Origin of the sequence: Moraxella sp., assembly GCF_024227015.1 — a bacterium.
Taxonomy (GTDB): domain Bacteria; phylum Pseudomonadota; class Gammaproteobacteria; order Pseudomonadales; family Moraxellaceae; genus Moraxella.
Window position 1 is genome coordinate 1 of record NZ_JAAELD010000222.1, and the last position, 20,515, is coordinate 20,515.

Genomic DNA, 20,515 nt, shown 5'->3' on the forward strand with positions numbered 1-20,515 from the left:
CCGATATAACCGCTCGCCCCAACAATATCACCCAAATCTAAGGATTTAATCAACTCCAAAGTCTCAGCAGGCAAGCCTTTTCTATCTACATACAGCTGAATCCGCCCTGTCATGTCGCTAATCACGATAAACGAGCCACGGTTTAGCATGACACGCCCAGCCACTTTAGCATAAGTCTTATTGCCTGCTTCGGCATCGGCTTCTAAGGTTGCTTTATCCACATCGGCAAATTTGTCTTGCAAATCGGCACAGTAGTCGGCAGGTTTAAAGGTATTTGGATAAGCGGTTTTGCCTTGCTCGCTTGCCTTTTGTTTTAATACATCTAGCTTTTCAAGACGTTGGCGAATAAGTTCGTTGGTGTCGATAAGTTCGGTTTGAGGTTGGTTATTTGACATAATTACGCCTTAGAACATTAAATTAAATTTTGAATCTGGTTAAATATCGCTTCTGATGCTGATTTGTAGCCAACTTTATTTATACAATAATCAATCAGCCTAGCACAATCAAAAGCTTTAATCCACGCACAGTGTCAGCACCTGTCCATTTTCAATAAAGCTGCGACAGCCAAACGGGTTGTTATCCGCTTTACATACGCCTGTGATTGCCTCGGTTGGCTTGAGTGCATTATTAGATTTTGGCTCGCATGTCCCACTTTGGCAATCATCGCCTTTGGTGCACATTTTGCCCGCATCGGGATAAGTGATGATGCATTTATCAAATTGCAGTACACCGACTTTCTCCACCTTGCCACCTTGTTTTTGACATTCGTCAATCTCGGCAAGGCTTGCGTTTTTGGATTGAAATTTTACTTTTTTGGGTGTGATTTTCTCATTTTCTATATTAGGTGAATGAGCACAGCCTAATATAGAGAACGCCAATATCACTACAAGCTTCAATCTCATTATATTGGTCTCACGATTTTTTGATGGTTAAATCAACCAATTTCATCACAACAGGTCTTAGTATCGCCACACAAACAAAAGCAATCGGAAAAGCAATCAAATACGCGCCAATCACACGTGTAAAATAATCACCACCAAAGCCAGTATTCACCGCGACCAACACCGCCGACATCAAGAATGCCATGATGCCAGACATATAAAACGCAAAGACAATTGGCGTAAATTTGGCAGGAATAAAACCTTTCATGCTGTACACTCTTAGTTATTCACCACCAACGCTAGCCATTAGGTCAGCTTGGTGTTCACGCAAGAGTGCATCCAATAATTCCCCCAAATCGCCTTCCATAATGGCATCTAGCTTATAAAGCGTCAGATTGATACGGTGGTCGGTCATGCGTCCTTGCGGGAAATTATAGGTGCGGATACGCTCGGAGCGGTCGCCTGAACCCACCAAATTTCGTCTCATGTCGCTTGTGGCGTCAAGCTGGGCTTGGACTTTGGCTTGTTGGATTTTGGCGACAAGCATTTTCATCGCCTTGTCTTTGTTGGCGTGCTGTGAGCGTTCTTGTTGGCATTCGGCAACCACGCCTGTGGGAATGTGAGTGATTCGCACGGCAGAATCAGTGGTATTGACGTGCTGACCGCCCGCCCCACTTGAGCGATAGGTGTCAATGCGTAGGTCAGCAGGATTAATATCAACCGTATCATCAAGCTCAATCTCAGGCATAATGGCAACCGTACAAGCGGACGTATGTACACGTCCCTGTGACTCGGTGGCTGGCACACGCTGAACCCGATGAGCCCCACTTTCAAATTTGAGTCGCCCATACACGCCCACGCCCGACACTCGGGTGATGATTTCTTTGTAGCCACCATGCTCGCCTTCGTTAGCAGATAAGACTTCCACCTGCCAACCTTGACTTTGGGCATATTTTTGGTACATACGGAACAAATCGCCACTAAATATCGCCGCTTCATCGCCCCCTGTCCCTGCTCGAATTTCCAAAAAGGCGGTCGCCTTGTCGTTGGGATCCTTGGGCAGCATTAGAACATTTAGCACATCGCCCAGACGCTCAATCTCAGCTTTGGCAGCATCAATCTCTTCTTCTGCCATCTCTTTCATGTCAGGGTCGGACAGCATTTCATTGGCGGTTGCCAAATCTTCTTCAGCTTGGCAAAACTTTCCCCAAGCGTCCACAAGCTCGGACAAATCGCTATGCTCAACCGACAAGGCACGGAATCTCTTACTGTCGCTGATCGTGTCAGGGTCAGATAATAAGGCGGTCACTTCTTCAAATCTGTCCGCCATTTGGTCTAGGCGGTGGCGTAGGCTCTCTTTCATGGTATTTATAAGCTAATTTTAAACGGGTTATTTTGCCATATTTTGACGATTTTTGCATTAAATTTTTGGTATAATCCGCCCAATCTTTTTAAAATTTAAACTTACCAGATGAATACTTCTGCCCATGCGCTGATTTTAGACACCGAGACCACAGGCACCAAAGACCCTCATGCCACCGAAATCGCATGGCTTGAGATTGACACCCTTCTTATGCCGACAGGTCAGCATTTTAACGCTCGGTTCAACCCTCAAAAACCCATCGAATATGGCGCCAGTAAAGTCACCGGCATCTATGATGAAGACGTCGCAGAATGCCCGCCCCACACCAGTTTTGTCATGCCACAGACCACCTATCTCATCGGTCATCACATCAGTTATGATCTCAGAGTCCTTAAAAATGCAGGCGTTGATATATCAAACATCAAGCCGATTTGTACCTGCATACTGGCGCGGAAATTTTTTGGTGGGCTGCCCAAGTTTAGCCTTGGCGCGCTACTGACGCACTTTTATCCAGATGATAGGCAGACTTATGAGATGCACGCGCATGGGGCATATTTTGATGTGCTGTTTACCCATAAGGTGCTGATGGCGTTGAATGAGCGCATTGAAGCGGATGACTTTGAGACGCTGTTCTTGAATTGCCTGCCTAAGACCATGCCATTTGGCAAGCACAAAGGCAAAGAATTCAAAGACATACCGCCTGATTATAAGCGATGGCTTGCCAGACAAGACATTGATATTGCGCTAAAGACGGCGCTAGAATGCTGATTATCTCTTGACAAGCCAAACACCGCTTTCGATGTGATGTGTGTAGGGAAATTGATCAAATAACGCAAAACGCTTGATTTCATGCGTGTGATATAGCATCTGCAAATTATCGAACAGTGTATCAGGATTGCACGAGATATAAATAATATTCTCAAAATTCGCCAAAATCTTTAACGTCTCATCATCAATTCCTGCGCGCGGCGGATCAACAAATACAGTATTAAAATCGTAAGATTTGATATCGATATCGCTCTCGGCCAATCGTCTAAATTCACGTTCGCCATTATGCGCCTGACTGAACTCTTCGGCAGACAGACGCGCGATGGCAATATTCTGGATGTCGTTATGGTCAACCGCCCATTTGGCTGAGTTTACCGACGATTTTGCCAGCTCAGTGGCAAGCACTCGATTAAAATATTTAGACAATGGCAGGGTAAAATTGCCATTGCCACAGTACAACTCCAGCAGATCCCTCTGGTCATTTTGGCTGATTTTGTCCGCCACATCGCAGGCGAAATTAAGCATGTGGCGGCACACATAAGCATTAGGCTGACTAAACCCACCTTCAATCTGCTGATAATAAAAATCCTCGTCTTGCCCCTTAATGCTCACCGTCATCTTCTCGACGACGAAATCATCGGACAATACTATTTTTTGTCCGCGGCTGCGTCCGATGAGTTTGATGTTTAATTTATCAGCCAGATCATTCGCCAAAGCCTGCCATGACTCGCCCAGCTTCTTGTGGTAGATGAGCGTAACCAGCATTTGCCCATACAGGGTATTCAAAAAATGCACTTCAAATAATCGCTCTGACAGCAGCGGATCGGCCTTAAGATGGTCAAGTAAAATCGGCATCAGCTCGTTAATCGCCCTGCTCGCTATGGGAAATTCATCCACGCGTGCGACACTCTTATTGCCCGAATCATTGCGCTCGAACATCGCATAGAACAAATCATCTTCGGTATGCCAAATTCTAAATTCAGCGCGCTGACGAAAATTACTGACAGGTGATTCATAGACTTCTAAAGTTGGCGGGTTAAATTCTGCAAACTGTGATTGAACGCGTTCGATCTTAGCGGACAACTGGGCTTGGTAGGCTTGAGGATTCATCATATCAACATCTAAATAAAACATGCATTATAACAGATGCTAAGCCAGACACCAAAATATTGTCATCCAAATTCGCCATGAAGCTTGCGGTTAAACTAAGAAAGTTCCATTTTAACAGCATGGCTTTTATTTTAGTCTTTGACATCAATTATATGTATTATGTTAAATAAATTATAGAGAGCAAAAAAACACCTCAAGTAAAGTTGAGGTGTTTATCAGTAATTAAACTTTCTTCACAATGACAGAACCGATGGAATAACCTGCACCAAATGAGCAAATCACCCCAAGATCACCACTTTCAACGCCATCTTGGTGCTCATGAAAGGCAATCATCGGGCTTGCAGAACTGGTGTTACCATATTCGGTGATAGCGATCGGTGCAATGGCTTTATCCGCCTCTTTGCCCATCACAGTACGCAGGATAAGATCAATCATGTTAATATTGGCTTGATGCAGCCATAAGCGCTTAACCTTTTGATTATCAATGTTGTTTTCAGCTAAGTGAGTACTGATGATTTCAGATACTTTCGGACAGACCTCTCTGAATACTTTACGCCCTTCTTGTAAGAACAACTTATCTGTTACAGGTTCTTTAATGTCAGCATGAATGTCTTGACCTGCTGCCAGATATTCACTTCTGTCCATGAAGCCGTATTCGTTCTTGATGTTGGCTGAGAACTGAGTGTAGAGCTTGCAGTCGAGAACTTCATAGCCTTTTGGTATGTCTAGCTCTTCGATGATGGTGGCTGCCGCGATGTCACCAAAGATGAAATGGCTGTCACGATTACGCCAATTTAGATGAGCTGAAGTGATCTCAACGTTCACCACCGCCACGCGCTTACCAAGACCCGCCTTAATCATGCCAGCAGCCTGAGCAATGCCAAAAGTCGCCGCACTACACGCCACATTGGTATCAAAAGCAAAACCGCCCTTTATGCCGATGGCGTTTTGAATCTCGATGGCGATGGCTGGATACACGCGCTGGAAGTTAGAACAAGCGCAGATGATGCCATCTAAGTCTTCGCCTTTAAGTCCTGCAGCGTCTAGGGCTTTTTGGAGTGCATCAACACCCATCTCTGCCATGATGGACAGCTCTTCGCCAAGCTTACGCGCAGGGAAAACTGGCGCCATGATTTCAGGATCTAGGATGCCTTTTTTGTCGATGACATAGCGAGACTTGATGCCTGATGCTTTTTCGATGAATTCAGCGGTAGAATGCTGCAAAGCGACTTTCTCGCCTGCTTCGATCGCAGCGGCATTATCACGGTTATAATTATCCACATAGGTGTTAAAAGTCGCCACGAGCTCTTCGTTGGTGATTTTGTCTTTTGGGGTGTGTAGCCCTGTCGCAGTAAGATAAATTGGCATAAATAATCCTTAGTATTATTCACTATTAATATAATAAACTGCCTTTAGTTTATCACAAAAGATGTAACCAGTTGTAAAATTTTATCACAACTTCCCTTAAATTAGTGAACAATTTTTCACTAATTTAAGGGTTTTTTGTATGGTTATAAACTACTTATTTTGTGTTTAAGCTCGCCCACAGTTTCTCAAGTCGCTTGGTGGATACGGGCGATTTTGTCTTCATGGGCTGGGCGAATAGATTGATGCGATATTCTTCGATGAGCCAGCGATATTCGGCGATCTTCGGGTCATGTACGCGATTGGCGAGCCGTTCCATGTGCACATCAAGCAGATAAACTCCGTCAAGGTCGGCATCTAGGTTGTGAGTCAAGCGGTCCAATCGGGTGTTTAACGCCTGCAGATAACGCGGATATTCTCGCCAGCGCACGACATCCGTACGATACACAAAATTCGACAACGCCAAATCATCCAATTGATCCTCGACATCCTCAATACTCTCGCCAAAAATCTCACTATCCAGCATGAGCAGCTTACCGCGCGCCGTCTGCCAAGCGGTGTAGATGTCTTTTAGAGTCTTAAGAACGCTTTGTCCAGTCAAGAGAAATTCACCTAAAATCTTATCTCGGGTCGCGTTGAACTCATCAGCATCAAAAGGCAAATGCTCAACCAGCCAAGACGCCTCATCATCAATAAGCGCGCCAATGTGCTGTCGAGCATCCTCGCTGGAGCTGTCGATGAATCTTGGCGCGTGATCATAAAAGCACGCCTGCAAGGTCGCATCAATGACGATGGCTTTTAGCTTCTCAAGGTCGCCAAGTGGCGCGAACGCTAATTTAAATGCCTTATCCACCTGACTGGTGAGCTGCTTTTGTTTGGCGCCAAGCTTTGATTTGATGAGCGCCAGCACGCCCTGCTTATGCGTATTTAAGGCGGATTTTAGTTCGGTAAATTGAGCAATCGACACCGCCGTGCCTGCCTTGTCCGCCTTTAATGCGGAGAATTCTTGCATGACCACGCCAGAGGTGTGTTTATTACGCACAAAATCAAAATGCTCAGGGAATACATGGTGCAAGCCCTCTTCAACCATCACTTCTTGGCGAATGGTCGTGGTGTGGCGCGCTTTTAATCGCTCTAAGTCTCGGCTTTTTTCGATGATGTGATTCTTATCATCCACCACACAGATAAGCGGTCTTAGGTAGTTATCTACTTTGGTAGGGTCAAAATCATTGGGGCTGACACGCACGCCCAGACGCAGCAGGTTATCAGACAGCTGATTGAGCAGCCCCACGCCGCTATCGGCATTTAATTTATCAAAAATCTTGTCCGTCGTATCTGGAATTGGGACGATTTGGCGGCGCAGTTCTTTGGGCAGAGTTTTTAATAGTTGCAGCACCAATTCATAGCGCCAACCTGCAACCCCCCACAGTAGCGCCACCGGATCAATCTGGGACAACGCCTTGATCGGCACGCGCACGGTCACACCATCATCGTCCGAACTTGGGTCAAAAACATAAGACAGCGGCAACTTAACCCTGCCAAGTTGCCATGTCTCAGGAAAGTCCTGATTGGCGTTGATGTTTTCATTGAGCACATCATCATCTTCAAAAAACAAGAAGTTAGGATTTTCGCTTGCTTTTTCGTGATAAAACTCTTCAAATGCCTTTCGACTGGCGATATGGCTAGGGATTTGTTGATGATAAAATTGATAAAGCCGCTCTTCATCCACCAACAGATCTCGGCGACGAAGCTTATCTTCGATGCGCTCCACGTCTTTGATTTTGGCGGTGTTATGCGTTAGGAATTTGGCATTAAAACCATAATTATCCCCCACCAATGCATCACGGATAAAGATCTCTCTGGCGTGCTCAATGTCCACAGGCTCATAGTTGGTCAGCTCTTTGGCAACAACAATCAGTCCAAACAAGCTGATCTGCATATAGGCGCGAACTCGCCCTGTCTTTTTTGACCAATGCGGTTCAAAGTAATGGTATTTTAAAAGATCCGCCGCGGCTGATACGATCCACTCAGGCTCGATCTTGGCATTGCAGCGCATGTACACCTGAGAGGTCTCCACCACCTCGAACGCCATAAGCCAATCCACGCCTTTTTTGTGCAGGGTGCTGGCTGGAAAGATGCGCGCCTTTTGGCTGCGCGCCATGAGATATTCACCCAGTGTGTCCGTTTTATGCGCCACAAAGGATAAAAGCGCGGTTAATAATGCGCGGTGGATATTGGCATATTGAATGGCGGCTTTGTCAAGTACGCCATTGGCACTGATGGATTTTAGCACGTTTAGGCTGACGCCTTTGTTCTTTTTGATGGCTTTTTTGTTGAGCGATAGGCGCATGCCTTTTTTTGTGTCGATTTTTGGTGTATCTTTAGAATCTTGATCTTCAGGTTTTTTGATTTCAAAGCCCAATTCTGCCATCATCGCAGACAGCTGTTCATGAGTCTTTTGCCATTCACGAATGCGCGTAAAGCTAAGGTAGTGTTTTTTGGCAAAATTTCGCCTTGCATTACTACTAAGCGGCTGATTATCATTGATCTCATGCAGCCCAAATAACGCCTGATACAGCTCCAAATAAAACAAAAAGTCAGAATTATCACGGCGGAATAAGGCGTGTTTTTGGTCGGCTTGGGCTTGCTTATTCATCGGGCGCTCACGCACGTCCTGCACCGCCAACGCAGATACAATGATAAGCATGTCTGCCAAACAGTCAAAATGATCACCTGCGACCAGCATCCTGGCAAGGCGCGGATCAATCGGCATTTTCGCCATTAGCTGACCGATTTTGGTTAGACTGCTTAGGGTGTTTTTGCGTTTTTTGATGGCGGTCTTGGTTGGTGCATCATGAATCGCCCCAAGCTCAAGCAATAGCTTCTTACCATCATTCACCAAACGAAAATCTGGCGGCGTGATGAAATCAAATTCAGCCACATCGCCTAAGTTCAACCGCGCCATCTGTAAAATCACACTTGCCAAATTCGTACGCAGAATCTCAGGCTCAGTAAACTCAGGGCGCGCGTTGAAATCCTCTTCAGAATACAAGCGGATACAAACGCCATCGCCGATACGACCACAGCGACCTTTACGCTGATTGGCTGCTGCCTGACTGATGGCCTCGATGGGCAGTCTTTGGATGCGTGAACGGTAGTTATAACGACTGATACGCGCAAAACCCAAATCAATGACGTAGCGAATGTTCGGCACAGTCAAGGCAGTCTCTGCGACGTTGGTGGCGATGATGATGCGCCGACCCTTGCCCGATGGCGCAAAGATTCTCTGCTGCTCAGCGAAACTCTGACGAGCAAAAAGCGGCAATACTTCGGTATGCGGCGGCGCATATGTAGTTAGAATATCTTGAAGCTCTCGAATCTCAGCTTCTGTACTGGCAAAAACTAGGATATCAGCCTGATGCGGATGACCTTTTTTGGCGGCATCATCAAAGCATTCTGCCACCGCTGCCGTTAAGGCTCTGGGTAGATTATCCTCAGCCTCATCAAAGGCATCGTCGTCATGGCTGGCTATGATCTGATCAGTCAAAGGGCGATAGCGCACCTCCACAGGATAGCTACGCCCTTCAACACTAAATACAGGTGCAGGCTTACCATTCTTAGCAAAATAATCAGCGAATCGCTGTGTGTCTAGCGTGGCAGATGTGATGATGACTTTTAGGTCTGGGCGCTTTGGCAGCAGGCTCTTTAGATAACCCAAAATAAAATCAATATTAAGACTACGTTCATGTGCTTCATCAATGATGATGGTGTCATAACGTGTCAAAAACCTATCCGAACCAAGCTCAGCGAGCAAAATACCATCCGTCATCAGCTTAACGATGCTGTGCTGACCACCCTCTTCGGTGAACCTCACCTTGAAGCTCACTGTCTTGCCAAGGCTCTCGCCCACCTCCTCGCTGATGCGTCCAGCCACCGAACGCGCCGCCAGACGTCTTGGCTGCGTATGTCCGATTTGCCCTGTGATGCCGCGACCAGCCAGCATGGCAAGCTTAGGCAGCTGGGTTGTCTTACCCGAACCTGTCTCACCTGCGACGATGATGACTTGATGATCTTTGATGGCTTGAATGAGGGTGTCCGCCTCTCTGGTCACCGGCAGATCTTGATTCAAAAGCTCAGGCAGATTGGCAGGAATATTATCGATGCGCGCCTGCACGGCCTCGCGTGAGCGCTGAGCGATCTCATCAAACCGTGCTTGTTTTTTTGTTTTGTCTTCGCAGTGGGCGTGCTTTATTTCTCTGGCGAGTCTGCGTAGATAGTGTTGATCTTTGGCTAATACTGGTAAATTATTCATCGTTGTTCTTAGATATTTGGTGTTGTATTTAAGTTAAAATGTAAACTTTAGATGGCGTTTGGATGATGTGGTATTGATAGTTGGTTCATTTATGATACCGAGATTTTGATTGATAATACTTCAAAGTTGCCTGTACCGACATACAAATCAATTAACAGGCAAATTTTAGTAGCTTTGGCAATATTGTAATGGACTTTTGGCATGGGCGCAATTTTGTTCTTGTGCTTGCAGTCAATAATATCGACAAATAGGCAAGCACCCAAAACTATGATAAAATAATTCAAGTTTTAGCCCATCTATGAGCCCCATGAGTAGCGCCACCTCCCACCAGCAGCCAGTCAATATTCAGCCTGCAAGACTCACAAAATCCACCATTTTGATTGTCATTCTAGTGGCAATACTGCTTCATTTGCTTGCAATCGTGGCGATGCTGTCGGTAAAGCCTGCACAGCCGCCTAAGGTCAATGTTCTAGAAGCTCAGATTTTATCCCAAGCAGATGCAAAACGCATCCGTTCGGTAAGTAACGCAGTCGCTCAAAAAACCAGTCATCATAATGAAGGCGACACAGCAGAATTTCAACCGACATTCAGATCAAGCGCGCCCAGTCAGTCAACATGGCAGCCAACCCAAGACGTTCAGCAGCCTAGCCATCCGCCGGTGTATGAATATGAGCACATCGAACATCCGTCCATTGATGAAACCATAATGACTTATGATACACAAGGATCGGCATCCATCGATGCACCAGCCGCCCAAGACAACACTACGCCGAAGACCACGCCCAGTGCCGATCTAAAACAAGCCGCAAGCGCTGCCACAGCGCGCATCATCATGGCATGGGAAAAATATAATGACGCAGGTGGTAAGAAACTTAAGATCACGATACAGCTTGATGATGCAGGCAATGTCACGGGCGTTCGAATTGGTAGTGGCGATCAAGAGATTGCTTCGAGTGCTACGGCGGCCATCTATGACAGCTCGCCAATAAGCGAGATGGCCGGACTACAAAACTCTCTGACCATTGAATTCAGCAGCACTCAATAATAATAGGATATTATATGCACACAAAATTTACCTTACGATTACTAAGCGCCGTATCCCTATCATTAGCCATAGTCATGTCAGTCACATCAGCTGCACATGCTGAAGATCTGGTGCTACAAGTCACAAAGGCAGGCATAACAAACCCAAACCAGGTAGCGATCGTGCCATTTTTGGGCAATCAAACCCTAAGCGACTTGACATTAACACATCTTAATAACACCGAATTAAAAAGCAGCGACAACAACCTGCCTAGCCATCCTCAAAACGCCGAAGATGTCATCAATAACATCCATGCGTGGCGCAACACCGGATATCAGTATGTCGTTATCGGTAGCAGCCATACCATCCTAGGCGATAAGGCTGCAACCAATTTTGAGATCGTCGACCTCGGCGCCGCCAAGCTCATCGGTGCGCGTCAAACACACATCTCTGGTAGCAGCACTCAAGAATTACAAGCCGCCGCGATAGCCATCAGCAATAAGATCTATGCTGCCATCACCGGTACGACGAACGACTTAGTTGGTAAGATTGCTTATGTTGAGGAGATAGGCAAAGCCAATCAAAAAATCTCCACACTTAAAGTCATGGATGTCGCCACACAGAACGTTAAGAACATTCAGACGATCAATGGATCCATATTAACACCCGCATTCTCACCAGATGGCACTAAGCTTGCCTACACCATACTGCACCAAGATGAGCTACCGCTTATCTATATTCAAGAACTGGGTAGCGATCAAAAAACACTCGTCACGCCATTTAAAGGCAGCAATCTATCGCCTGCCTTTTCATCGGATGGCAACGCTCTGCTATTCTCAGGCAGCCATGACAACGACAACCCGAATATTTACCGACTTGACTTAGTTGCCAATCGACTCAGCACCATCACTCAGCTAGACGGTGCCGAGAATTCACCATCTTATCTGCCTAACAGTCAAATCATCTTTACCGCTGATAATGGCTCTCGCAGCCAAAGCATCTACCGCCTAAATAACAACACCCCAATTCGCATCACCACAGGCAGTAGCCCTAGAGTCAGCCATGATGGTACACGCCTAGCCTACACGCAAGGCAGTAACCTTATCGTTGCTAACATCAACGGCACCAACCCAAAAACCATCGCAAAAATCGGCACCGAAGGTATGGCAAGCTTCTCACCCAATGGCACAAGCATCGTCTATAGCACTCAGATGGGCAATGACAGCAAGCTTATCATCAAGCAGCTAAATACAGGTCGTGAGACCATCCTGCCTACTACTGGCATCATCAAAGATCCAACATGGTCAGCACGATGATGTCTAAGTGCATTTTAACTTTAACATTAACGAGCATCGTGACACTATCGGGCTGCCAGCACATTCAGGTAGCCAGAAGCCCTCTGCCTATCACGCTTACGCCAAACGCTGCCCAAAAGGCCGCGCTCAATGCCAACACACCCACCAAAACAGACAGCCCCATCATACTCACCCCAACCAATTCCCCCATAAAGAACAAATCCGCCACCAAAAAGGTCGCGGATTCACAAGGATTCTATCTGTTAGAAAGTTGGTTTTAGATATCTAACTTTAAAGATTAGCCTTGGATGTTAATGTTTGGACAGTCGGTATCGGTGTATAAATTAGCATTGCTTTGTTATTACAATATCAATACACCAATCATAACTTGACAATGATGGTCGCCATACGGCCTGTTGCGCTCTTTTTGGCGTGTGTTTGCGCACGATAAGAGTAAAACCTTGGGTCTGTATAAGTACACAGCGATGATTCGTTTACGACCTGCACGCCTAGATTTTCTAGTTGCAATCTAGTTAATTTATCTATATTTATCAGGCATTTATCATCATCTTGGCTGTCTGTAATGATGGCTTGATACAGCTTATCGTTATCCATAGCCACCAAATCACTGATACACACCAAATTAACAATCTTATCAGCCAGCTCTCTGGTAATCTCATAAGCAGACTGACTGATGTGCGCGCCGATGACAGCATGATAGTCAGCAGATGCATTCGATGCATGCATCTTTGATAAGGTCTTGGCAATGATGCCATTGGTAAGTCCCTGCCAACCTGCATGAATACATGCAATACCTGCATCAGCATTCGCATTATCAAAGATCGCCACAGGCACGCAGTCGGCCGTCATGATGGCAAGCGCTTGCCATTTGCGCATCGTCATGAGCGCGTCTGCTGTATGAGCAGTCATGGATGGCGCCTGATCAATATCTACAACGATGTCACTATGCACTTGATCAAGCCAGTGAATGGCATTCACCTGATCATGCTCGCTTAGCATTTTTAGTAATTTTGCGCGGTTTTGTAGAGCATTGACAGGGCTATCACCAACGTGCAATCCTACATTGAACTGCCCATACAAGTCGCATCCAAACTTATCAAAATCGCCCGCCATCGTCTGAGCAACTAGAACATGCGGCCCGCGGTGTAGAATCATTAATTTATCACCCATCTCAATCCTCACTAAGCACTTCAATCAGTGTCTGCATATCGTCAGGCAGTGGCGCATTAAATGCCATCTGTTCCCCCGTTGTTGGGTGAATGAAGCCCAATTTATAAGCATGTAGAGCCTGACGATTAAAAGATTTTAAGGCTTCTAGATGAGTCTTATCTAGACCCGACTTAATGGGTGCACCGTAGACAGGATCACCCACCAACGCAAAGCCCAAATGCGACAGATGTACGCGAATCTGATGTGTACGTCCCGTCTCAAGGCGTACATCAAGCAGGCTATAACGTTCGTGGATGGAGGTAGCTTTCATGATATGAGTTACGGCATTTCTACCGCCATCACGCACCGCCATCTTGGTGCGCTGAGTCGGATGACGTGCGATGGGCAGATCAATCACCGAATGCCTCAAGATATCGCTAGGCACGCCCTGACAGATGCACTGATAATGGCGATACACGCTTTTGTCTTTTAGTTGCTCGGTCAGATTCATCTGTGCTGTCTTGGTACGCGCCACGACCAACAGCCCCGTTGTCTCTTTATCGATGCGATGCACCAATCCTGCACGTGGTAGATGCGCGCTATCAGGATAATGATACAGCAGCGCATTCACCAGAGTACCCGTTCGATTGCCTGCGCCTGGATGTACCACCATGCCGGCTGGCTTATTAATCACCACAACATCATCATCTTCATAGATGACATCAATGTCAATATTCTCCGGCAGATCCTCAGAATGATCCTCAATGACAGCACACAGACGAATCTCATCGCTTAACTTCACGCGATATTTTGGTTTTTGGGCTGCACCATTGACCGTAAGTGCGCCACCTTCGATAAATCCCTGCAACTGCACGCGAGAGAAATCCTCAAACACCATCGATGCCAATTTATCAAGACGAGTACCCACTTCGTCATCCGTGACCTGATGGGTGAGATTTACGGTATTTTTGGCAGAAGTATTTAATTCTTCATCAAATTCGCCATCAATGTGACTGTCAGGCATTGTGTCTTGTTCGGTGCTGTGCGTTGTCATTTTGTTACTTTTGATACTGCTTTATGAATAAGAAGATAAAATGGCTTATCACTTTATCACATTTGTGCTTTTTTTTCTTGTCATAATCATCAAAAAATACAATAAGTCTTTTTTTGGTTTAAAATTGTGGTAAACTAACGAACGTTTATTTTTATTAAAAAGTTTGCATTTGCATTAAGCATCATACGAGGACGATATGAAGACATCATTACAACTAAAAGTCATCACGGCTGTCATCGCAGGTAGTGTTGCCCTGACTGGCTGTAACACCCTAAAAGGCATGACTGGCAAAAAAGAAGAAGTCATCAGTACCGCCGAAAAATCAGAAAGCGGCTACTATACCGATGCCCAAAATGCACTTGCCAAACAGCGTTACCGCGAGGCGATCACCGCATTAACGAACGTGCGTACATTCTATCCAACAGGTCAATACTCCCAAGATGCCCTGCTTGATCTGATCTACGCTCAGTACCAAGCCAATGATTTTGAAGCGGTTACTCAGAGCACCGCAGAATTTATCCGCGCGTACCCAACCAGTCGCCACCTTGACTATGTACTGTATGTACAAGGCGTTACCAACATGGGCGGCTCACCCAAAGCATCGCGCCTGTTCAATCTGGATCAATCACAGCGTGACACTTCTTGGTTACGCTTGGCGTTCAACGATTTTCAGACATTGGTTAATAACTTCCCTAACAGCCAATACGCACCAGATGCAGCGCAGCGCATGACAGCGATTTATAACGATTTTGCCGAGCATGAGATGACATCAGCACGTTGGTATATTAAGCGCGATGCGTATCTGGCTGCCGCTAACCGCGCCAAATGGGTATTCCAATACTACCCACAATCAACTGCCATCCCTGAAGCAGTTGCTGTGTTGGCGTACAGCTATGACAAGCTAGGCATGACCGACACCGCCAATCAATACAAAACCCTACTACAAATCAACTACCCGCAGTACCTTGCCAATAACGGCGAGGTTCGCCTACCAAACCAAGGCGCGACATCTTGGGGTAAGCGCACACTATCGACGCTAAGCTTTGGTAAGTTCGGCCGTAGCAAGGATAAGTTTGAGCCAGCCTCTAGCAACTATGCAGGCGAGACACGCGAACAGATCATCCGCCAAGGTCGCAATCTATCACTGCCTGCCGCTACTCAGCAGCAGCAAGGAGAAGCAACGCCAGCCCAAGAGACGCGTCGTCCACGTATCGGGTTGGGCTTACCAGCTCAAGAAGCTGAAGCGGGTCACACCAATGAAGTGCCACGTTAATATTTGTCATAGATAGACGAATACTTCTTGCAATCTAACCCAAAATCCCATAAATTAAACATTTATGGGATTATCGTCTTTTATTGGTAGCCAATCATGCCTCGCGTTCCTGAATCCGTCATCGAACAGCTAAACAGTCAAGCCGATCTGGTCGGCATGATTCGCCGCCACACGATACTAAAGCCTGCTGGTCGCGAATTTAAGGGGTGCTGCCCGTTTCATGGTGAAAAGACCCCCTCTTTTTATGTCGACCCTGAGAAGAATGTTTATCACTGTTTTGGCTGTGGCGCAAAGGGCAATGCGATTACCTTTCTAAGAGAACTAGAACGGATGAGCTTTGGCGAAGCATTAAAAGCTCTGTCTGAGCAAACAGGCATTGAGCTACCCAAAGACGACGCCTTTGAAAAATCCATCAAATACAAAAAAACCAACACCGCAAAACCAAACACCCCAAATGCAAGGCAAGCAGCGCAGTCTGTACCGCCCACCTTAAATAACACATCCAATACCAATGTTGTTGATTTTAATCAGCAACATTTAGAACAACCGTTCATCGTACGCGAGGATGTGTTTTATGATGATGTATATGGTGATCATTATGAGGATTACCCCTCCCCACAACCTGCAGCCACCAATGAGCAAGGCGATCTATATACACTGCTGCGCCATATTTGTGAATTTTATAAATACCATCTAAAAAATAACCCGTCAGCACTGGCATATTTTAGTTCGCGCGGTCTTAGCGCACAGACGATTGACACTTTTGAATTAGGTTATGCGCCATCAGGCTGGCAACATCTTGAAGAGGCTTTCCCGCAGGACATCGAGGGGCTAAAGCTACTTGGATTGGTGCGCACCTCTCAGAAAGGTCGCGACTTTGATCTGTTGCGCGATCGTGTAATTTTTCCCATCAAGGACAAACAAGGTCGCGTGGTTGGTTTCGCTGGTCGCGCACTTGGCGATGAGATACCAAAATACATCAATTCATCAGAATCCCCCGTATTCGCCAAGCAGCACATCCTGTACGGTCTGTATGAATCTAGGCAGGCGCGCGCCAATGACTATCTGATGGTGGAAGGCTACATGGATGTCATCGCGCTGTATCAAGCGGGCATCTATGGCGCGGTCGCACCGATGGGTACTGCCGCGAACGAAGGGCAAATCGCCAATCTACTAAAATACAATGACACGCTCACATTGTGCTTCGATGGCGATGGTGCAGGACAGCGCGCCGCTTGGCGAACTCTGGAAGTTGCCGCACCCGTACTGCCCGATGGCAAACAGCTAAAATTCCTAACCCTGCCCGACAGCCACGACCCTGATACTTATATCAAAGCGCATGGCGTGGATGCGATGCGCGCGCAAATTGAAAGTTCGCTCAGTACATCAGAATACGTGTTTGATGTGTTAAGCTCACGCTATGATATTCGCCTGCCTGAGAATAAGGCGGCAGCCATGGCAAACCTAAAAGAGCTCACCGCAAAATTCCCCAAAGGCTCTAGCTTTAAATGGTGGCTAAATAACGACATCTATCGCCGTCTAGGCGCAAAGGATGAGCGCGGTCAGCGTTATATTATTGATAAGGCCAATTACGAAGCAAGTGTCAATCGCAATATTTTATTATACCTATGCCTTCTGTACGCACCGCATTTATTGGAGCGTGATTTATTGGGCGATATTTTGACCGATTCGGGCGTGGTGGATGTTCATGTGGATTTCGTAGATAAGCTTGAAGCGCATGATTTACATCTGCCTGCATTGCCTACCTGGCAGTCAATCGGTGATGCTGCACTATTTGAGCTGACTCAGACCATCATTCGCCTAATTCAGCTTGGCAAAGATGGTGTAATCGCCCCGCTCATTGAGACCAATGAGCGCCATACCATCGATGAGCAAGCGCATTTTATCATGGCAAGCCTACCAAATCATGCCTTACAAGATGTCTTGGTCAGTCATTGGCGAGAATTTTTCTTGCAGGTTGATGGGCACGAGCCTGAAAATATCTCATTATTCTTCAATGAGCTGCTAAGCCAAGTTCTGCAAGATCATTTCAAGAAACAACAGGAACAAAGTAAACACATCATCTTATCAGAGATTCATAAGCGGCGACTGCACGCGCTAAGACAATGGGACAGCAACCAAAAAAGTCTGCTCTCTAAATCCTTAAATTCATAAGAGCAGCACAATCGGGTAGCTATTAAAAACGGCTAATCCGCCACGCCACCACCCATCACTTCTGATGCTCACCCATATGACATAACACCGCACTGCCATGCTCTGTCAGCGTACCGCCAATGGCTTGACAAGCGTTAATCTGACGGGATTTATGGGCATACATGCCTGCCACGAAGCTCACCGCACAAAGCACCGCGACCAATATCTTAATACCAATATTATTCATGATTTCTGGTTTGTTAGGCTGATTCATTACCATTCCATTATTCAAAAATTTTACCACCCTGCTCCACCGCCTGCCTGTAAGCAGAGCGGTTTTCGCAGCGGACAAGCCACGCCTTTAAACTATCCCAACGCCCAAGTCCGCCACGACTTTGCAATGCCTTAACCGCAAAATACGCCTGCACGTCCGCCCCTGTAAAGTCGCCCGCTATCCAGTCTTTGTCCAATAGGTGAGCGTTTAGTAACCCAAAACTTTGGGCAATATTACCCTGAATCACCAAACTCTCCACCTTATCAGCAATCTTTTTGGCAATCGGACGCACCAATAAGGGCGATTTGGTGGCAACTTTTGACATAATTAGTCGCATGACAAGCGGTGGCATCATGGAGCTTTCGGAGAAATGTAGCCAAAACGCATAATCCTCCCATGTCTCATCAGTGGGTGATAGTTTGCCATCCTTGTCGTAATGGCGTAGCAGATATTCAATGATAAAACCCGACTCGGCAAGTGTCCGCCCACGGGTTTCATCTACCAAAATCGGGGCTTTGCCCATGGGATGAATGTCCGTTAGCTCTTTTGGGGCAAGGTGGCTTTTGGTGCGTTCATGCTTGATGACTTTAAAGGGTATGCCGTATAAGGCGTTTAGTTCGCACAATAACCATAAGATACGAAACGAGCGAGATTGGTTAAGATGATGAAGGGTAAGCATGGGATTTCCTGTTCATGGGATTGGGTTATTATAATATTGATTATTAAAAAATGTTAGGCTTTGGGATGAATTTATCATCCCGCCAAAACAAAAAAGCACAACTCACGTCGTGCTTTATGCTTTTTACCCAATCATCTTATACCAATGCCGTACCGTCATCAGTTTTATGATAATTACGGTTAAAATAAGTCAATGCCTTGTCGCTGTCGCCTTGACGAATGGCAATAATCTCACAGATAAACACCCCATGCGTGCCAACTTCTTTAACTTCGCTAATCTTGCAATCAAAACTGATCAACGCATCGATAAGCATTGGCGAACCTGTGGTTAGTGTCTCCCAAGTACCATGCGTGAAACGCTCATCAGAATTTAGCCGTGATGCAAAGGTATTAGACAAATGCGACTGCTCGGCAGTCAAGGTGTTGACCATAAGCACGCCATTTTTGACAAAATTGTCATAAAAACCGATATTTGTATTCATGCACACGAGCAAAGTTGGGGGCGTGTCGGTAACGCTACATACTGCCGATGCCGTAAAGCCATGTCGCCCTGCCACGCCGTCTGTCGTTATCACGTGAACGGCAGTGGTGAGTTTTGCCATTGCGTCTTTAAAATCTGTTACTGATACCATTGTTATTTTCTTAAATTATTTTATAAATATAAATGTTGGATTTTCATGCAGAAAACCCAACATTCATTCGATTTGGCTGATTATTTGCCTGCCAGCTCGTTACGGATAATCTTCGCCCCTTCGCTAAGAGCGTGCAATTTACCACGAGCAACCGTGCGAGACAGTGGAGCCATACCGCAGTTGGTGCTTGGGTAGAGCTTATCAGCATCCACAAATTGCAAGGCTTTACGCAAAGTATCCGCCACTTGCTCAGGCGTTTCAATCTCATTGGTCGCCACGTCAATCGCCCCAACCATGACCGTTTTGCCACGAATCAGCTCAATCAAATCCATTGGCACACGAGAATTTTGGCATTCTAGCGAGATAATGTCAATTTTGGATTGTTGCAGTTTTGGGAAACTCTCTTCGTATTGTCGCCATTCATTGCCAAGCGTTTGTTTCCAATCGGTGTTCGCCTTAATGCCGTAGCCGTAGCAGATATGTACTGCTGTTTGGCATTTTAGCCCTTCAATGGCACGCTCTAAGGTCGCCACGCCCCAATCGTTTAGCTCATCAAAAAACACATTAAACGCAGGCTCATCAAACTGAATAATATCCACGCCTGCCGCTTCTAGCTCACGGGCTTCTTCGTTTAGGATTTTGGCAAATTCCCACGCGAGCTTCTCACGGCTCTTATAATGCCCGTCATACAAGGTATCAATCATCGTCATGGGGCCCGGCAGAGCCCATTTGATGAGTTTGTCGGTATGCTGACGCAAAAATTTAGCATCGTCCACAAACACTGATTTTGGGCGAGACACATCGCCTACCACGCTAGGCACAGAAGCATCATAGCGGTTACGAATGCGGACGGTTTCACGCTTATTAAAATCCACGCCGTCCAAATGCTCAATAAACGTGGTTACAAAATGCTGACGTGTCTGCTCGCCATCGCTAACGATATCAATGCCTGCACGGGTCTGCTCGGCAAGCGACACGAGTAGTGCGTCTTGCTTAGCTTGGCGTAGCTCATCGCCTTCAAATTTCCATGCTGACCACAGTTTTTCGGGTTCGGCAAGCCAAGACGGTTTTGGCAAACTGCCTGCGGTGGAAGTGGGAAGTAAAATTTTGCTCATTGTGTTTTCCTAAATTAAAATTCGCATTATACCAAAAAATTCAAATC

The 20,515-nt window shown here is 46.3% G+C and carries 19 protein-coding genes; 6 read left to right on the forward strand and 13 right to left on the reverse strand.

Features of this window, described 5'->3' with window-relative positions:
- From GY683_RS05155 to prfA, 4 genes are all read right to left on the reverse strand, one after another.
- Positions 1–395, reverse strand: a 395-nt coding sequence (locus tag GY683_RS05155) for an OB-fold nucleic acid binding domain-containing protein (protein WP_297287726.1), incomplete at its 3' end; no start/stop codon positions are given.
- Positions 396–512: 117 nt separating this feature from the next.
- Entirely contained in the window at positions 513–902 is a 390-nt protein-coding gene (locus tag GY683_RS05160) for a hypothetical protein (RefSeq protein ID WP_297287727.1), read from the reverse strand.
- A gap of 10 nt (positions 903–912) precedes the next feature.
- Positions 913–1,149, reverse strand: a complete 237-nt coding sequence (locus GY683_RS05165; protein WP_297287728.1) for a DUF2798 domain-containing protein — start codon at positions 1,147–1,149, stop codon at positions 913–915.
- 15 nt (positions 1,150–1,164) lie between these two features.
- Positions 1,165–2,244: a peptide chain release factor 1 gene (gene prfA, locus GY683_RS05170; RefSeq protein WP_297287729.1), complete on the reverse strand. Its 1,080-nt coding sequence runs from the start codon at positions 2,242–2,244 to the stop codon at positions 1,165–1,167.
- A 108-nt stretch (positions 2,245–2,352) separates the two neighbouring features.
- Here prfA and GY683_RS05175 point away from each other — a divergent pair, with 108 nt between their 5' ends.
- Positions 2,353–3,012, forward strand: a complete 660-nt coding sequence (locus tag GY683_RS05175) for a DUF3820 family protein (protein WP_297287730.1) — start codon at positions 2,353–2,355, stop codon at positions 3,010–3,012.
- Here GY683_RS05175 and trmA read toward each other — a convergent pair whose 3' ends face one another.
- The 3 genes from trmA to hrpA form a co-directional block, all read right to left on the reverse strand.
- Positions 3,013–4,122 (reverse strand): tRNA (uridine(54)-C5)-methyltransferase TrmA, encoded by a 1,110-nt coding sequence (trmA, locus tag GY683_RS05180; protein ID WP_297287744.1) that lies wholly within the window; start codon positions 4,120–4,122, stop codon positions 3,013–3,015.
- 222 nt (positions 4,123–4,344) lie between these two features.
- The gene (locus tag GY683_RS05185; protein ID WP_297287731.1) at positions 4,345–5,490 is read right to left on the reverse strand and encodes a beta-ketoacyl-ACP synthase III; all 1,146 of its coding nucleotides are present in this window, start codon (positions 5,488–5,490) and stop codon (positions 4,345–4,347) included.
- A 154-nt stretch (positions 5,491–5,644) separates the two neighbouring features.
- The gene (hrpA, locus tag GY683_RS05190; protein WP_297287732.1) at positions 5,645–9,799 is read right to left on the reverse strand and encodes an ATP-dependent RNA helicase HrpA; all 4,155 of its coding nucleotides are present in this window, start codon (positions 9,797–9,799) and stop codon (positions 5,645–5,647) included.
- Between the two features lie 307 nt (positions 9,800–10,106).
- On the opposite strand from hrpA, the gene GY683_RS05195 reads away from it, so the two are divergent.
- The 3 genes from GY683_RS05195 (at position 10,107) to GY683_RS05205 (ending at position 12,399) form a co-directional block, all read left to right on the forward strand.
- Positions 10,107–10,844: a hypothetical protein gene (locus tag GY683_RS05195; RefSeq protein ID WP_297287733.1), complete on the forward strand. Its 738-nt coding sequence runs from the start codon at positions 10,107–10,109 to the stop codon at positions 10,842–10,844.
- Positions 10,845–10,918: 74 nt separating this feature from the next.
- Positions 10,919–12,139, forward strand: coding sequence for a translocation protein TolB (locus GY683_RS05200; RefSeq protein ID WP_297287734.1), 1,221 nt, complete (start codon positions 10,919–10,921; stop codon positions 12,137–12,139).
- Between the two features lie 38 nt (positions 12,140–12,177).
- Entirely contained in the window at positions 12,178–12,399 is a 222-nt protein-coding gene (locus GY683_RS05205; RefSeq protein WP_297287735.1) for a hypothetical protein, read from the forward strand.
- A gap of 100 nt (positions 12,400–12,499) precedes the next feature.
- On the opposite strand, the gene pgeF is transcribed toward GY683_RS05205, so the two are convergent.
- Together pgeF and GY683_RS05215 are read right to left on the reverse strand one after the other, a co-directional pair.
- A complete protein-coding gene (gene pgeF, locus GY683_RS05210; RefSeq protein ID WP_297287736.1) occupies positions 12,500–13,309 on the reverse strand; it encodes a peptidoglycan editing factor PgeF in 810 nt (269 codons plus the stop codon).
- 1 nt (position 13,310) lies between these two features.
- The gene (locus GY683_RS05215) at positions 13,311–14,342 is read right to left on the reverse strand and encodes an RluA family pseudouridine synthase (RefSeq protein WP_297287737.1); all 1,032 of its coding nucleotides are present in this window, start codon (positions 14,340–14,342) and stop codon (positions 13,311–13,313) included.
- 196 nt (positions 14,343–14,538) lie between these two features.
- On the opposite strand from GY683_RS05215, the gene GY683_RS05220 reads away from it, so the two are divergent.
- Entirely contained in the window at positions 14,539–15,615 is a 1,077-nt protein-coding gene (locus GY683_RS05220; protein ID WP_297287738.1) for an outer membrane protein assembly factor BamD, read from the forward strand.
- Positions 15,616–15,711: 96 nt separating this feature from the next.
- Positions 15,712–17,790 (forward strand): CHC2 zinc finger domain-containing protein, encoded by a 2,079-nt coding sequence (locus GY683_RS05225; protein WP_297287739.1) that lies wholly within the window; start codon positions 15,712–15,714, stop codon positions 17,788–17,790.
- A gap of 55 nt (positions 17,791–17,845) precedes the next feature.
- Here GY683_RS05225 and GY683_RS05230 read toward each other — a convergent pair whose 3' ends face one another.
- The 4 genes from GY683_RS05230 to GY683_RS05245 all read right to left on the reverse strand — a co-directional run bounded on the left by GY683_RS05230 (position 17,846) and on the right by GY683_RS05245 (position 20,468).
- Entirely contained in the window at positions 17,846–18,043 is a 198-nt protein-coding gene (locus tag GY683_RS05230) for a hypothetical protein (RefSeq protein WP_297287740.1), read from the reverse strand.
- A gap of 10 nt (positions 18,044–18,053) precedes the next feature.
- Positions 18,054–18,722, reverse strand: coding sequence for a glutathione S-transferase (locus GY683_RS05235; protein WP_297287741.1), 669 nt, complete (start codon positions 18,720–18,722; stop codon positions 18,054–18,056).
- A gap of 136 nt (positions 18,723–18,858) precedes the next feature.
- Positions 18,859–19,353, reverse strand: coding sequence for a flavin reductase (locus GY683_RS05240; protein ID WP_297287742.1), 495 nt, complete (start codon positions 19,351–19,353; stop codon positions 18,859–18,861).
- 80 nt (positions 19,354–19,433) lie between these two features.
- Positions 19,434–20,468, reverse strand: a complete 1,035-nt coding sequence (locus tag GY683_RS05245; protein WP_297287743.1) for a methionine synthase — start codon at positions 20,466–20,468, stop codon at positions 19,434–19,436.
- Between the last annotated feature and the right edge of the window lie 47 nt (positions 20,469–20,515).

What these genes read in the sequence shown, in the direction of transcription:
- GY683_RS05160 (WP_297287727.1), bottom strand. Translation starts at nt 902, where the DNA reads ATGAGATTGAAGCTTGTAGTGATATTGGCGTTCTCTATATTAGGCTGT.
- GY683_RS05165 (WP_297287728.1), bottom strand. Translation starts at nt 1,149, where the DNA reads ATGAAAGGTTTTATTCCTGCCAAATTTACGCCAATTGTCTTTGCGTTT.
- prfA (WP_297287729.1), bottom strand. Translation starts at nt 2,244, where the DNA reads ATGAAAGAGAGCCTACGCCACCGCCTAGACCAAATGGCGGACAGATTT.
- GY683_RS05175 (WP_297287730.1), top strand. Translation starts at nt 2,353, where the DNA reads ATGAATACTTCTGCCCATGCGCTGATTTTAGACACCGAGACCACAGGC.
- trmA (WP_297287744.1), bottom strand. Translation starts at nt 4,122, where the DNA reads ATGAATCCTCAAGCCTACCAAGCCCAGTTGTCCGCTAAGATCGAACGC.
- GY683_RS05185 (WP_297287731.1), bottom strand. Translation starts at nt 5,490, where the DNA reads ATGCCAATTTATCTTACTGCGACAGGGCTACACACCCCAAAAGACAAA.
- hrpA (WP_297287732.1), bottom strand. Translation starts at nt 9,799, where the DNA reads ATGAATAATTTACCAGTATTAGCCAAAGATCAACACTATCTACGCAGA.
- GY683_RS05195 (WP_297287733.1), top strand. Translation starts at nt 10,107, where the DNA reads ATGAGTAGCGCCACCTCCCACCAGCAGCCAGTCAATATTCAGCCTGCA.
- GY683_RS05200 (WP_297287734.1), top strand. Translation starts at nt 10,919, where the DNA reads ATGTCAGTCACATCAGCTGCACATGCTGAAGATCTGGTGCTACAAGTC.
- pgeF (WP_297287736.1), bottom strand. Translation starts at nt 13,309, where the DNA reads ATGGGTGATAAATTAATGATTCTACACCGCGGGCCGCATGTTCTAGTT.
- GY683_RS05215 (WP_297287737.1), bottom strand. Translation starts at nt 14,342, where the DNA reads ATGACAACGCACAGCACCGAACAAGACACAATGCCTGACAGTCACATT.
- GY683_RS05220 (WP_297287738.1), top strand. Translation starts at nt 14,539, where the DNA reads ATGAAGACATCATTACAACTAAAAGTCATCACGGCTGTCATCGCAGGT.
- GY683_RS05225 (WP_297287739.1), top strand. Translation starts at nt 15,712, where the DNA reads ATGCCTCGCGTTCCTGAATCCGTCATCGAACAGCTAAACAGTCAAGCC.
- GY683_RS05230 (WP_297287740.1), bottom strand. Translation starts at nt 18,043, where the DNA reads ATGAATCAGCCTAACAAACCAGAAATCATGAATAATATTGGTATTAAG.
- GY683_RS05235 (WP_297287741.1), bottom strand. Translation starts at nt 18,722, where the DNA reads ATGCTTACCCTTCATCATCTTAACCAATCTCGCTCGTTTCGTATCTTA.
- GY683_RS05240 (WP_297287742.1), bottom strand. Translation starts at nt 19,353, where the DNA reads ATGGTATCAGTAACAGATTTTAAAGACGCAATGGCAAAACTCACCACT.
- GY683_RS05245 (WP_297287743.1), bottom strand. Translation starts at nt 20,468, where the DNA reads ATGAGCAAAATTTTACTTCCCACTTCCACCGCAGGCAGTTTGCCAAAA.